The organism is Amphritea balenae (genome assembly GCF_003858655.1).
GTDB classification, from domain to species: Bacteria; Pseudomonadota; Gammaproteobacteria; order Pseudomonadales; family Balneatricaceae; genus Amphritea; species Amphritea balenae.
Genome location: NZ_RQXV01000006.1, coordinates 215,957 through 229,828 on the forward strand (window position 1 = coordinate 215,957; position 13,872 = coordinate 229,828).

The 13,872-nt window shown below is 49.4% G+C and carries 11 protein-coding genes; 9 read left to right on the plus strand and 2 right to left on the minus strand.

Annotated elements, in window-relative coordinates; all coding sequences use genetic code 11:
• Positions 1-38: 38 nt before the first annotated feature.
• Entirely contained in the window at positions 39-818 is a 780-nt protein-coding gene (gene hisF / locus EHS89_RS12260; protein ID WP_124926442.1) for an imidazole glycerol phosphate synthase subunit HisF, read from the plus strand.
• A 78-nt stretch (positions 819-896) separates the two neighbouring features.
• Here hisF and EHS89_RS12265 read toward each other — a convergent pair whose 3' ends face one another.
• Positions 897-3,020: an EAL domain-containing protein gene (locus EHS89_RS12265; RefSeq protein WP_124926443.1), complete on the minus strand. Its 2,124-nt coding sequence runs from the start codon at positions 3,018-3,020 to the stop codon at positions 897-899.
• Between the two features lie 354 nt (positions 3,021-3,374).
• Between EHS89_RS12265 and hemB the strand changes: the two genes are divergently transcribed.
• The 6 genes from hemB (at position 3,375) to EHS89_RS12295 (ending at position 9,959) form a co-directional block, all read left to right on the plus strand.
• Positions 3,375-4,385: a porphobilinogen synthase gene (gene hemB / locus EHS89_RS12270; RefSeq protein ID WP_124926444.1), complete on the plus strand. Its 1,011-nt coding sequence runs from the start codon at positions 3,375-3,377 to the stop codon at positions 4,383-4,385.
• A gap of 64 nt (positions 4,386-4,449) precedes the next feature.
• Entirely contained in the window at positions 4,450-6,591 is a 2,142-nt protein-coding gene (gene ppk1, locus EHS89_RS12275) for a polyphosphate kinase 1 (RefSeq protein WP_124926445.1), read from the plus strand.
• A gap of 305 nt (positions 6,592-6,896) precedes the next feature.
• On the plus strand, positions 6,897-7,670 hold the full coding sequence (locus tag EHS89_RS12280; protein ID WP_124926446.1) for an ABC transporter ATP-binding protein: 774 nt from the start codon (positions 6,897-6,899) through the stop codon (positions 7,668-7,670).
• Between the two features lie 44 nt (positions 7,671-7,714).
• A complete protein-coding gene (locus EHS89_RS12285) occupies positions 7,715-8,473 on the plus strand; it encodes an ABC transporter substrate-binding protein (RefSeq protein ID WP_124926447.1) in 759 nt (252 codons plus the stop codon).
• A 47-nt stretch (positions 8,474-8,520) separates the two neighbouring features.
• Positions 8,521-9,213, plus strand: a complete 693-nt coding sequence (locus tag EHS89_RS12290; RefSeq protein ID WP_124926448.1) for an ABC transporter permease — start codon at positions 8,521-8,523, stop codon at positions 9,211-9,213.
• Entirely contained in the window at positions 9,210-9,959 is a 750-nt protein-coding gene (locus tag EHS89_RS12295) for an ABC transporter permease (protein ID WP_124926449.1), read from the plus strand. Before EHS89_RS12290 ends, EHS89_RS12295 begins: the two co-directional genes overlap by 4 nt.
• On the opposite strand, the gene EHS89_RS12300 is transcribed toward EHS89_RS12295, so the two are convergent.
• The gene (locus EHS89_RS12300) at positions 9,956-10,816 is read right to left on the minus strand and encodes an SDR family oxidoreductase (protein ID WP_229753574.1); all 861 of its coding nucleotides are present in this window, start codon (positions 10,814-10,816) and stop codon (positions 9,956-9,958) included. The genes EHS89_RS12295 and EHS89_RS12300 overlap by 4 nt on opposite strands.
• A gap of 54 nt (positions 10,817-10,870) precedes the next feature.
• Between EHS89_RS12300 and EHS89_RS12305 the strand changes: the two genes are divergently transcribed.
• Both EHS89_RS12305 and recG read left to right on the plus strand, forming a co-directional pair.
• Positions 10,871-11,779, plus strand: a complete 909-nt coding sequence (locus tag EHS89_RS12305) for a hydrogen peroxide-inducible genes activator (RefSeq protein ID WP_124926450.1) — start codon at positions 10,871-10,873, stop codon at positions 11,777-11,779.
• Position 11,780: 1 nt separating this feature from the next.
• Positions 11,781-13,862 (plus strand): ATP-dependent DNA helicase RecG, encoded by a 2,082-nt coding sequence (gene recG / locus EHS89_RS12310; protein ID WP_211340336.1) that lies wholly within the window; start codon positions 11,781-11,783, stop codon positions 13,860-13,862.
• Positions 13,863-13,872 lie beyond the last annotated feature (10 nt).

Genomic DNA, 13,872 nt, shown 5'->3' on the forward strand with positions numbered 1-13,872 from the left:
GGTCTAACTAATGAATTCAAGATTTAATAGGTATTAGCATGGCATTGGCAAAACGCATTATTCCTTGTCTGGATGTAGAAAACGGGCGGGTTGTTAAAGGCGTTCAGTTTGTTGATATTCGCGATGCCGGTGATCCGGTTGAAGTTGCGAAACGCTATGATGAGCAAGGCGCAGATGAAATTACTTTTCTAGATATCACGGCAACACATGAAGGCCGGGATACTATGGTACATACGGTTGAGCGTATGGCATCTCAGGTGTTTATTCCTCTGACGGTAGGTGGTGGCATTCGAACCTGTGATGATATCCGCACTATGCTCAATGCCGGTGCTGATAAAGTATCTATTAACAGTGCTGCCGTCTTTAATCCTGAGTTTGTTCGCGAGGCTGCGGATCGTTTTGGTTCTCAGTGTATTGTGGTTGCCATTGATGCGAAGAAAGTCTCTCAGCCAGGTGAAACCGATAAGTGGGAGATCTTTACCCATGGTGGCCGCAAGCCTACCGGTATCGATGCGGTTGAGTGGGCTAAGAAAATGGTTGAACTGGGGGCCGGTGAGATTCTGTTGACCTCTATGGATCAGGATGGCGTGAAGAATGGCTATGATCTGGGTGTTACCCGGGCAATCAGTGAGGCGGTTAATGTTCCGGTTATTGCCTCCGGTGGAGTGGGTAATCTGGATCATCTGGTTGATGGCTGTATCGAAGGTAAAGCTGATGCGGTTCTGGCAGCATCTATTTTTCACTTTAATGAGTACAGTATTCCTGAAGCCAAGCAGTATATGAAAGACCGGGGTATCGAAGTACGCCTTGATATCTGATTGATTCAGTTTTAAAAAATCCCCGCTGATATGTGGGGATTTTTGTATCACAACCAGGGTTATGCTGGCAGCAGGTCGTTAGATTTTATTATTTGACGGAGATTTGCTGTTTTCGGCATGAGTGAATATTTCGTTCAGACGGCTAAAATCAACCGGTCCTGATAGCAGGTAGCCCTGGCCAAAAGTACAGCCCATCTCAGTCAGAGCCTGTTGTTGAGTGGGCTCCTCAATGCCTTCAGAAACTACCAATAGCTGCATTGTTTCTGCCAGTGCCAGAATCGCTTCGATAACCGGCTTCGAATTCTCAAAATCATTAATGAAACTTCGGTCGATCTTAACCCCGTCGATTGGTAGCCGAGCCAGGTAGCTTAGTGATGAATATCCGGTACCAAAATCATCAATCCAGATACTGTAGCCCGCTTCCTTCCATTGTTTTAATAGCGGCAGTGTATTGTCCAGGTTTTTCATCAGGCTGGTTTCAGTGATTTCAAGACAGATCTGTTGATGAGGCCTTCTGATATGCCTCAACGTGTTATTCAACTGTTGAGCCAACTCCGGTTGATTGAGAATTACCGAGGAAATGTTAATTGTGAGTTTCAACGCTTTTGATAGAACCGGCTGACTATGCAGATCATCGCAGACCTGCTGAATAATCCAGCGGGTCAGATTGCCGATCTGATCAGATTCTTCAACGATAGGGATAAAGGTATCGGGTTCTAGTTTACCTTTTTCTGGATGTTTCCATCGTAACAGCGCTTCAGCGCCAATCATGGTGCGAGTGTTCAGGTCAAAGATAGGCTGATATTCCAGAAACAGTTGGTTTTCAGTGATGGCAGCGCCGATACCTTGCTGAATAGTGACTCTTTCTTGTACCTGATGGTGCATTTCTGGCAGGAAAAAACGGGCCCGGTTACGGCCGCTCCGCTTGGCTTCATACATGGCGATATCTGCATGCTTAAGCATATTTTCAGCGCTGCTGGCATCATCAGGATAGAGGGTTATGCCGATACTACAGGAGAGTGTGAAGTATTTATCATTAATGACAAAAGGCTGTCGTAAGGCTTCTATTATGTTTTGGCTGAAGTCTGTTGCATCCTCAAGCCACTCAATATCAGGAAGGATAGCAACAAATTCATCACCTCCCATGCGGGATAACAGCAGATCCTCGGGAAAGGGTAGGTGCTTATCTTTCATCTGTAACCGGACCGTTTTTAACAGACGCTGAGCAATTTCTTTCAGAATAAGGTCGCCATATTCATGACTGGAGGAGTCGTTAATCTGCTTGAAATGGTCCAGATCGATAAATAGTAGTGCGACCTTTTTCTCATTCTCTTTACACCAGAGCGTTAACTTACGTAGTTCCTGATACAGACCGCGGCGATTAGGCAGGCTGGTCAGAGGGTCACGGTAAGCCATCAGCGCCATCTGCTCATGGCTATCGTAAAGGTGTTCCTGCATATCCTGCAGGGCATTACTCAGTTCACCAATTTCATCACTACGATTAAGGCGGAATGAGATCGGATCACCATCGACCTTAAAGCTTCGGGTGCGATCAGTTAGCTCATCCAGCGGTTTGAGTAGCCGTTTGGCCAGAATTTGTGAAATGGGTAGCATGAGAAGCAGTAAGGCAAAAAAACCACCGATAAGTCCCATCAGCATGCGGGTCATAATATCGTCAGCTTTTTGCGTCAATATCGCCGAGTTTTGTCGGATATCTTTTTCTACCCCGGACAGGGAAATTGCATAGCTGATAGCGCCGACTTTTTTCTCATTGAATAGCACCGGGACATTAGCAAGAATTTTATTATCTTGTTGAGTTATGCGGACGTTAGGCAGGTTATGTCTATGCTCAGGATTACCTGAAGGCTTAAGTGCGTAGAGAATATTGCCCTGTTGATCGTAAATATTGAGATAGCTTAAGCCTTGCTGACCCGATAGCGTTTGCAGACCATGTTGAATGCCAGAGATATCCTTATTCGCCACAGAGGGGGCTAATTGTACAGCGAGTGTATTGGCAAGAATCTCAGTATCTTTTGCCAGTTGTGTATTCACTGTCTGGCGCAGTTGGTGCTCGGCATTAGCAATGGAGCTGGCGTAAAAATCATTGGTGAAAAACAGCGTAGCTAACAGCAGAATTGCAGCCATAGCTGCTGCAACCAGCGCCATGATATAGCCGAATCGGAAAGACAGCGAGCGTGACATCAGTTGCACTCTCTTGCAAAACTAATCCATATGGTCTGATTAGATTCCATTAGCATGGTTTCACATCAATGACTGTCATAGAGCTTCCCTTCGGTTACGACTTTACCCATAGTATCAGGTATTAATGAAGCTGCGAACTGTCGCTGATAAGTGTTTTATGGGGGCTACTCGTTGTTATTAAGCAAGCCATAATGTCTTAACCATTTACGTTGTGAGTTCAATGATCAGGGCTCTTCCTGAAAGAATGAATATTCGTTAAGTATAGTGCTTTATTTATAGTCGTTAGTAAGGCTGTTCTGTCATAATGCTGTAATTGTTTTCTGGTTAAATAACCGTTCCTGGAGGAAGTTTTCCGTGTCATTTAATAATAGCCAGCGTTTTTTTCCTGAAACCCGTATGCGTCGTATGCGAGCTGATGATTTCTCTCGGCGTATGATGCGTGAAACGGTTCTGACACCTAACGACCTGATCTACCCGGTATTTGTGATTGAAGGTGAGAATCAGCGTGAAGTTGTGCCTTCAATGCCAGGGGTCGAGCGCATGAGTATCGATCTGCTGGTTCAGGAAGCCCGTGAGCTTGTCGCGCTGGGTGTGCCTGCTGTGGCATTGTTTCCGGTTACCCCGCTGAGTGCAAAAACCGAGCTGGCCGAAGAAGCCTATAACCCTGATGGTCTGGCGCAGCGAGCTGTAAAAGCATTGAAAGACGCTTGTCCGGATCTGGGTGTCATTACAGATGTTGCCCTTGATCCGTTCACCACCCACGGACAGGACGGCATTATAGATGCCGAAGGCTACGTTCTGAATGATCGTACCGTGGATACCCTGGTCAGGCAGGCATTATCCCATGCTGAAGCAGGCGCCGATATTGTTGCACCCAGCGATATGATGGATGGTCGCATCGGCTCAATCCGCGAAGAGCTGGAAATCAGTGCCCATGTGAATACCCGAATAATGGCGTATTCTGCTAAGTATGCGAGTGCCTACTACGGTCCTTTCCGTGATGCTGTAGGCTCAGCAGCTAATCTGGGTAAAAGTAATAAGTTTAATTACCAGATGGATCCGGCCAACAGTGATGAGGCGCTGCATGAAGTCGCGATGGATCTGTCTGAAGGGGCTGACATGGTCATGGTGAAGCCGGGTATGCCTTACCTGGATATCGTACGCCGGGTTAAGCAGGAGCTGAAAGTACCTACTTTTGTTTATCAGGTCAGTGGCGAGTATGCGATGCATATGGCCGCTTTCCAGAATGGCTGGTTGGATGAGCGTAGTGTGATGATGGAGTCTCTGACCTGCATTAAGCGAGCGGGTTGCGATGGTATTCTGACGTACTTTGCCAAGCGTGCTGCGCAGGTTTTGAACGAATAAACCGAGCACTGTGTAGCCTTGATTTTTAACAGGGCAGGGGCTTGGCAATTAAGGGAGTAACACAATGGTGGAACAAGTAGCGGAGCAAAGTGAAGCATCGATTGCGCTGGTGGAAAGTCGGGCGCCGATCGCTGTCACTGAACCGGTAGAGGCTCCGCCGGTAAATCTGAAAGCCCCTGAACTCTATATTAATCGTGAACTGAGTCATCTGCAGTTCAATGTCCGGGTGTTGGAACAGGCGCTGGATGAAAGTCATCCGGTGCTGGAACGGCTGATGTTTCTGTTGATCTTCTCGAGTAATCTGGATGAGTTTTTTGAGATTCGGGTTGCCGAATTGATGCGCCAGCTGAAATACAGCCGGGAGACCGTTGGTCCTGACGCTCTTCATCCCCAGGTCGTAATGAAACGGATCGGTGAGATCTGCAGCGCTCATGTTGAGCGTCAGTATAAGATTCTCAACGATATTATTTTTCCTGAACTGGAAAAAGAGGATATTCATTTCCTGCGTCGCCGCGACTGGGACGATGAACAGCGTGAGTGGATCAAGGTCTACTTTGAGGAAAAAGTATTGCCGGTGGTCAGTCCAATCGGGCTGGATCCTTCCCATCCGTTCCCACGGCTGGTGAATAAGAGCCTTAACTTTATTGTTGAACTGGATGGTAAAGATGCTTTCGGGCGGGAAAGCGGCCTGGCGATTATTCCCGCGCCCCGCTCGCTGCCGCGTCTGATTCGCCTGCCGGATAACCTTTGTGATGGCGGCGAGAACCTTATTTTCCTGTCATCTATTATTCACGAGTTTGCAGCTGAGCTGTTTCCGGGGATGACGGTAGAAGGCTGCTATCAGTTCCGTATAACCCGTAACGCCGACCTGACGTTTGATTCTGAAGAGGTTGAGGATCTGGCCCGGACTCTGCGCGGTGAACTTCATTCCCGCAAATTTGGTGATGCGGTCCGTCTCGAGGTTGATCAGCGGACCCCGGAGGCGCTGATCAGCTTTCTGTTACAGGAGTTTAGCCTTGATGAAGCCCATACTTATCGGGTGGATGGGCCGGTCAACCTGACCCGGATGATGGCCTTGCGTGATCTGGTCGATCGCAAAGAGTTGCGCTGGAAGCCGTATACCCCGGGTATGTCTAAGAAGCTTAAACAGGGCGGTGTATTCGAAGTCCTGCGTATAAGAGATCAGCTGCTGCACCATCCTTTTCAGTCGTTTGCACCCGTTGTCGATCTGCTGCGTCAGGCGGCAAAAGATCCCAAAGTGCTGGCGATTAAGCAGACTCTGTACCGTACCGGGGTTAACTCCGATATTGTCAATGCGCTGGTTGATGCCGCGCGTAGCGGTAAAGAGGTTACCGTGGTGATTGAATTGCGGGCTCGCTTTGATGAAGAGAGTAACCTGCAGCTAGCAGGGCGATTGCAGGAAGCCGGTGCGCTGGTAGTGTATGGCGTAGTTGATTTTAAAACCCACGCTAAGATGATGCTGGTGGTACGTCGGGAAGAGGGTAAGCTAGTGCGTTACTCCCACCTTGGTACGGGAAACTATCACTCCGGCACTGCCCGTTTGTATACCGACTATAGCTATATGACCAGTGATGAAGATGTTGGCGAAGATGTACATAAGATCTTTCAGCAACTCACCGGTATGGGCAAAATCCTGCGCCTTAAAAAATTACAAAATGCGCCGTTTACCTTGCACTCCAGGATGATCGAGCTGATTAACCGGGAAGCGAAACATGGCAAAGATGGTCATATCATCGTCAAAGTGAATGGCTTGACCGAACCGCAGCTGATCAGGGCGTTGTATAGAGCATCTCAGGCAGGGACAAAAATTGAATTGATCGTACGCGGTATGTGCCGGTTACGGCCAGGGCTGGAAGGTATTTCTGAAACAATCACGGTACGCTCCATAATTGGCCGCTTTCTGGAGCACACCCGGGTCTATTACTTTGGCAATAAGGGTGAGCCAGAAGTGTTCTGTTCCAGTGCCGACTGGATGGAACGCAACATGCTCAACCGGGTTGAAACCGGATTTCCGCTTTACGGTAAACTGGCCGCCCGGATTAAACAAGATCTGGATCTCTATCTGGCCGATAACAGCCATAGCTGGGAGCTACACTCCGATGGTAGCTATACTCTGAATCAGCCAGCGAAAGGTGAAGCGCTGATCAGTGCGCAGGATGCCCTACTGAGTTCATTTGCCAGTTGATACAGTGAATTATTTAAAAAGCGGCTAGAGAGGGGCCTCAGTTGTTTTTTATGCTTTGATACGGATCAGGTGATACCTGTGAAATTTTCTGTATGATTTTTTTCTGATTGCTTCTTACTCAGTTTTGTGGAGAATGGCTCGCTGCTTTTTTGTTTCTTATACGAAACAGATGACGATAAGTTGATTGTCCTGATCGGATAGCAACAGTAGATCCTGTTGAACATCGCTTGACGTCAGAGGTGCTATCCTGCACATTGATTAACCGCTACCCGCGGAATAATAAGAATAGAAACGGATGCCTTACCATGGCCAGTGCGCAAACGGCTTTAGAGCTGAAAGATATACATAAATCCTTTGGTGACCTGAAGGTTCTTAAGGGCGTATCACTGACTGCAAATGACGGTGATGTGATCTCTATTCTTGGTTCCAGCGGCTCCGGTAAAAGCACCCTGTTACGTTGTATTAATCTGCTGGAAAATCCAAGCCAGGGACAAATCCTGGTCGGCCAGGAAGAACTACAACTGAAGCCGGGCAAGGATGGTAATCTGATCGCTGCGAATCGTAAGCAGCTTGAGCAGATGCGTTCCCGTATCGGTTTCGTATTCCAGAGTTTTAATCTCTGGCCTCACAAGACAATTCTCGAAAATATTATCGAAGCGCCGGTTCAGGTATTGAAACAGCCAAAGGCAGAAGCGATTGCCCGGGCTGAACAATTACTGGAAAAAGTCGGCCTGGCTGATAAGCGTAATGCCTACCCGGATAATCTGTCAGGTGGTCAGAAACAGCGCGTTGCTATCGCCCGGACGCTGGCGATGGATCCACAGGTATTGCTGTTTGATGAACCGACTTCGGCACTCGATCCCGAATTGGTTAATGAAGTACTGGCGGTAATGAAAGGGTTGGCTGATGAAGGCCGTACCATGCTCATCGTTACCCATGAAATGCGCTTTGCCCGTGATGTATCCAGTCAGGTGGTATTTTTGCATGAGGGTCAGATCGAAGAGATGGGCCCGCCTGAACAGATGTTTAATAATCCTAAATCCCAGCGGGTCCAGGACTTTATGTCCAGTCATCGCTGAGATTGTTAAAACCCCGAAAAAATAATAGTGAAGGGAATAATAAGATGAAGATGCGTAAGTTATTTGCCGTAGCAGCGTTGATTGCCGGCAGTCTGGTTTCTGCTCAGAGTGCAACAGCTGGCGATAAGATCCGTATCGCAACCGAAGGTGCATATGCACCCTTTAATATGGTTGATTCAAATGGTGAGCTGATCGGCTTTGATGTTGAAATCGCTAAGGCACTTTGTGCTGAGATGAAAGCGGACTGCGAAATTGTTGCTCAGGACTGGGACGGTATTATTCCAGGTCTGCGTGCCCGTAAATACGACGCCATCATCGCGTCTATGTCGATCACTGAAGAGCGTCTGCGTGTAGTCGACTTCTCTGAAAAGTATTACTCAAATGTGCTGGCCTATGTAACCAAAGATGGCAGCAACATTGAAGTAACCAAAGCAGGCCTGAAAGGCAAAACTGTTGGTGCACAGCGTGCTACGATTGCAGGTCAGTTCCTGGAAGATAATCTGGGTGATGTAGTCGACGTTAAACTGTACGACACTCAGGATAATGCATATCTTGATCTGCAGGCGGGTCGTCTGGATGCACTGCTATCTGATAAATTCCCAGCGTTTGACTGGTTGCGTACTGAAGAAGGTGCCGGCTATGCATTTACCGGTGAAGATATCGATATCAATGATGAGATCGGTATTGCTGTACGTAAAGGTGATGCTCTGAGTGGTAAGTTCAGCACTGCGATTAAAGCGATCGTTGCCGACGGTACTTACGCTAAGATCAACGAAAAATACTTCCCGTTCTCTATCTATTAAGTTAACCGGGCCGGTGCAAACCGGCCCCGTTCTATCAGGCTGTTCTCATGGATCTGCAAGGCTTTGGCCATCTCCTGATCTCCGGTACCTGGATTACTATTCAGCTGGCTATTGCCAGTTTGTTGGTGGGTCTGGTATTTGGTTTGATGGGTGCCGCGGCAAAATTATCGGATAACCGGATTGCCCGCTGGCTGGCAACCGGCTATACCACTTTAGTGCGTGGCTTGCCGGAGCTGTTGCTGGTGCTGGCAATTTACTTCGGTGGTGCTCAGATTCTGATGTGGATAGCGGGCTGGTTTGGTTATGATGAATTTATTGAGGTAGGACAGTTTACTGCAGGTGTTGCTGCGCTATCGATCGCTTTTGGCGCCTATGCAACCGAGGTGTTTCGAATGGCGATGCTGGCGATTCCTAAGGGACAGTGGGAGGCAGGCCTGGCCTGCGGCATGAGTAAGCCGCGAACTTTCTTTCGTATTATCCTGCCACAGGTATGGCGTCTGGCTATTCCGGGGCTGGGTAATCTGTTTCAGGTACTGCTTAAAGATACCGCGCTGGTCTCTGTTGTCGGTCTGAACGATATTATGCGTCAGTCGCAAGTGGCGATCAGCTCCACCAAAGAGCCGTTTACTTTTTTTATGGTGGCAGCGCTGATCTATCTGCTGCTAACGGCGGCGGCGACCAGCTTTACCATGCTGATGGAGCGTATGAGTAACCCTGCTGCCCGGGGGAACCGCTCATGAGCTGGGAATGGGGTGTTATCTGGCAATATCTTCCACGTCTGCTGGAAGGCGCATGGCTGACTTTAGAGTTAGTGCTGGTGTCTGGATTAATCGGTATTGCGTTGGCGATTCCTTTAGCGCTGATGCGGGCATCGGATAATTACTGGGTTAAAGCGCTGCCGTTTCTCTATATCTACTTCTTTCGCGGTACACCGCTGCTGGTACAGATCTTCCTGGTCTATTACGGCGCTTCGCAGTTCGATATTATTCGGGAGTCAATTCTCTGGCCCGTTCTTAAAGAGGCTTACTGGTGTGCCATTATTGCCTTCAGCCTTAACACCGCCGCTTATAGTGCAGAACTGTTCCGCAGTGCGATTCAGGCGATCCCGGTGGGAGAACTGGAAGCGGCTGAAGCGGTAGGCATGAACAGGTCGCTACAGATCCGCCGTATTGTATTGCCAAGAGCATTTGGTATCGCTTTACCCGCTTACGGTAACGAAGTGATTCTGATGCTTAAAGGCAGTGCGCTGGCCAGTACTATCACGCTGCTGGATCTGACCGGTGCGGCACGTACAATAAGTGCGAGATCTTATACCAATATGGAAATGTATTTAGCTGCAGGTGTGATCTATCTGGCGATCAGTGCACTGATTATCGGGCTGTTCCGGTTTATGGAATATCGCTTTAACCGGTATCAGTATTACAACCACGTCGATACACCAAAAGATCTGGATCCGCAGTTGCGGGATCCCCATATCGATCGTTAATCAATGTCCGCCAAAAACGCCCTGATTAAGTCAGGGTATCCCTGTTGATAGCCAGGGTATATAAACTGATAGCCGCTGTCAGATAGCTGCTGGTTATTACAGCGCTTACTACCGATAGCCCTGCGTGAGGTACGATCGCTGATATGGCTGTTCAACTTTTGTGCCAGCCAATCGGCGACCTCATGCAAGGGAACCGGCTCTGAATCGCTGGCCAGGTAAACCGGCTGTAGTGGTTGTTCCTTTGAACGTTGGTATAGATGCATTAAAACACCGACACAATCATCCCGATGAATCCGGTTACTGTAGCGCAGCGGCTCAGCAGGGTAGCCTTTGCCCTGCATCACCTGATTGAGCAACATATTTCGTCCCGGTCCGTAGATACCGCTGAAGCGTACTACCGTGGCGGGAATGCCGCTATTGAGTGCAACCTGCTCTGCTTCAAGGGTAATCTGTCCGGCAAAGCTGTCTGGTTCAGTGACTGAGTTTTCATCTATCCATTCGTGATTATGCTGGTTATATACCGCAGTGCTGGAGATGAAAAACAGCTGCCGGGGCCTTATATTCTGTTTTTTAAATGCTGTTAATAGGTTGTTTAAGCCTTCCGGATAGGCCTGACGATAGCGCTGCTCTTCCCGGCCGCCGGCGGCAACAATGTAAAAAACGGTATCTGTCTGTTGTGGTAAAGCAGACAAAGTGTCAGGCTGACCCAGATCAGCGTTAATCCCTTGGATACCAGAGGGTAGCTGGTTTATATTACGACGAAGGCCAAAAACCTGGTGACCTTGTGCTATTAACAGCTTTCCAAGCTGTCCGCCTATATCACCGCAACCGGCAATTAATATCTGATCTGTACTCACGCTGATGTTCCTGTATCCGGACTGAGACAGCATCATAACAAAGGAAGCTCCTGCATGACTCTGACCGAGTTACGTTACATCGTTACTTTAGCTCAGGAACAACATTTTGGACGTGCGGCAGAGCGCTGCTTTGTCAGTCAGCCAACTCTTAGTATTGCGGTTAAAAAGCTGGAAGAGGAGCTGGGTACTGCCTTGTTCGAGCGCAGTAAACACGCGGTCAGAGTCACACCTGTTGGTGAAAAAGTGGTACGTCAGGCGCAAACGGTACTGGAACAGGCGGAATCAATCAGAGATCTGGCGCAGGAAGGCAAGGATCAGTTGGCCAGTCCGTTACGAGTGGGGGCTATCTATACCATAGGCCCTTACCTGTTTCCCCATCTGGTGCCGCAGTTACAGCAGCGGGCGCCTAATATGCCGCTCTATATCGAAGAAAACTTTACTGAAAATCTGCGACCAAAGATTCGCAATGGCGAGCTGGATGCGATCATTGTTGCTCTGCCGTTCGATGAACCGGATATTCTGACCCGACCGCTCTATGATGAGCCGTTTATGATGCTGCTGCCAAAAGAGCATCCGCTTGCGGCAAAAGAACAGATAGACAGTCAAACCTTGCATGAGCAGGATCTGCTGTTACTGGGCGAAGGCCTCTGTTTCCGTGATCAGGTGCTTGAGGCTTGCCCTACGTTGTCAGGTTCATCATCGGATCGGCATACGGTTACTGAAGGCAGCTCACTGGAAACTATCCGTATGATGGTCGCATCAGGCCTGGGTTCGAGTGTGATTCCTAAATCTGCTACCGGGGGGCACTATCGGTCGGATATGGTCGTAACTAAGCCGTTTAAGGCGCCGCCGCCTATCCGTACAGTAGGTCTGGCATGGCGTGCCAGTTTCCCTCGGCCGCAGGCAATAGATCTGTTGATTGATGCACTGAATAGTTGCCCTGTACTGGATATTGAACACTGATATGAGCATCCTCTCACTCGCCCAGCTGCCCGTGACTGATTTAAAGGGGGTGGGGGCTGCGTTAGAGCAGAAGCTGCAGAAACTGGATATTCAGAATTTGCAGGATCTGCTCTTTCATCTGCCTTCCCGATATCAGGATCGAACCCGGGTTATACCTATTGGCTCATTGCGGCCGGGTGATGAGGGGGTGATTGAAGGCGAAGTGAAAGGTACTGATATTGCGATGGGGCGCCGCCGTAGTATGGTCTGTCGATTGCAAGATGGTACTGGCACTATCACATTACGTTTTTTTCATTTTTCAGCTGCGCAAAAGAATAACCTTAAGTCGGGAGTGAGGATTCGTTGCTTCGGTGAAGTCAGAACCGGTGCCAGTGGTCTTGAGATCTACCATCCTGAATACAGACGGGTAGATGAATCTGTTATTAGTCCGGTTGAAGAGTCCCTGACACCTATCTATCCCACCACCGAAGGGGTAAATCAGGCGCGCTTGCGGATGCTCACAGAAGCCGCCCTTGGCTACCTTGAAGCTGGCTCCCTGACTGAGCTGATTCCTGAACCATTGCGACAACAATGGCGTCTGCCACCACTGAATGATGCGGTTAAGTATCTGCACCGGCCACCGGTTGAAGCAGATCAGGAGCAGTTGCTTGACGGTTTGCATCCGGCCCAGCGCAGACTGGCCTTTGAAGAGTTGCTGGCGCATCACTTGTCACTCCAGAAGCTACGTAATCGTACCCGACAGCAGGGCGCGCCATTATTAACTTCAACCGGACAGTATTGTCAGCCATTTCTAGAGCAGCTGCCATTTCCGTTAACCGGTGCACAGCAACGGGTTGCTGCAGAGATTAGCGCTGATCTTTCACAGCCTTACCCTATGCTGCGTCTGGTACAGGGTGATGTCGGGTCTGGAAAAACGGTAGTCGCCGCACTGGCGGCTCTACAGGCCGTAGAAGGGGGCTTTCAGGCGGCAGTTATGGCACCGACCGAGATCCTGGCCGAACAGCATTATATTAATTTCAGTACCTGGCTCGAGCCGCTGGGGCTAAAAGTGGCCTGGCTGGCAGGCAAGCTCAAAGGTAAAAAGCGACAGGCGCAGCTGGAGATGATCGCCGATGGTTCAGCGCAGATTGTTGTAGGTACCCATGCGCTGTTTCAGGATGAAGTGAGTTTTGCCAATCTGGGGCTGGTGGTTGTGGATGAACAGCACCGTTTTGGTGTGCATCAGCGTTTGGCGTTACGCGAAAAAGGCCGGCAGGATAAACGCTCACCACATCAGTTAATTATGACGGCGACACCGATACCCAGAACCCTGACGATGAGTGCTTATGCCGACCTGGATTGTTCGGTTATAGATGAGCTACCGCCGGGCCGTACCCCGGTTAATACCGTCGTGATCTCTGATCAGCGGCGGGCGGAGGTGGTACAGCGAGTGCAGGATGCCTGCCATCAGGGGCGGCAGGTGTATTGGGTTTGTACCCTGATTGAAGAGTCGGAGGCTTTGCAGTGTCAGGCGGCAGAGGTAACCGCCGAGGAGTTGCGTGAAGCTCTGTCAGAATTGCGTATCGGGTTAATACACGGGCGGATGAAACCGGCTGAGAAAGCCGAGATAATGGCCAGTTATAAGGCTGCTGAGCTGGATCTCCTGGTGGCTACTACCGTTATTGAAGTGGGGGTGGATGTGCCCAATGCTTCAGTCATGATTATTGAAAATCCCGAGCGCCTGGGGCTGGCTCAGTTGCATCAGTTACGCGGTCGGGTCGGACGAGGATCGGTCGAGAGCTTTTGTTTACTCATGTACCATGCGCCGTTGTCACAACAGGGGCGTGAACGCTTAGCGGTAATGCGAGAAACAACAGACGGTTTTCGTATTGCCGAAAAAGACCTTGAACTACGAGGCCCGGGCGAGGTGTTAGGCACCCGGCAGACCGGTATGATGTCGTTCAAAGTGGCGGACCTGCAGCGGGATGCGGATCTCCTGACCCGGGTGAAGCAAGTGGCCGGACAGGTTGCTGAAGATGTCGAACTTACCGATGCAATAATTCAGCGCTGGTTAGGGCGCGATGAGCAGTACGCTACGGTATAATGTGTTTTTT

Excerpts from the sequence above, each read along its gene's own strand:
- hisF (WP_124926442.1), top strand. The coding sequence starts at position 39 with ATGGCATTGGCAAAACGCATTATTCCTTGTCTGGATGTAGAAAACGGG.
- EHS89_RS12280 (WP_124926446.1), top strand. The coding sequence starts at position 6,897 with ATGGCCAGTGCGCAAACGGCTTTAGAGCTGAAAGATATACATAAATCC.
- EHS89_RS12290 (WP_124926448.1), top strand. The coding sequence starts at position 8,521 with ATGGATCTGCAAGGCTTTGGCCATCTCCTGATCTCCGGTACCTGGATT.
- EHS89_RS12265 (WP_124926443.1), bottom strand. The coding sequence starts at position 3,020 with ATGTCACGCTCGCTGTCTTTCCGATTCGGCTATATCATGGCGCTGGTT.
- EHS89_RS12305 (WP_124926450.1), top strand. The coding sequence starts at position 10,871 with ATGACTCTGACCGAGTTACGTTACATCGTTACTTTAGCTCAGGAACAA.
- EHS89_RS12285 (WP_124926447.1), top strand. The coding sequence starts at position 7,715 with ATGAAGATGCGTAAGTTATTTGCCGTAGCAGCGTTGATTGCCGGCAGT.
- ppk1 (WP_124926445.1), top strand. The coding sequence starts at position 4,450 with ATGGTGGAACAAGTAGCGGAGCAAAGTGAAGCATCGATTGCGCTGGTG.
- EHS89_RS12295 (WP_124926449.1), top strand. The coding sequence starts at position 9,210 with ATGAGCTGGGAATGGGGTGTTATCTGGCAATATCTTCCACGTCTGCTG.
- recG (WP_211340336.1), top strand. The coding sequence starts at position 11,781 with ATGAGCATCCTCTCACTCGCCCAGCTGCCCGTGACTGATTTAAAGGGG.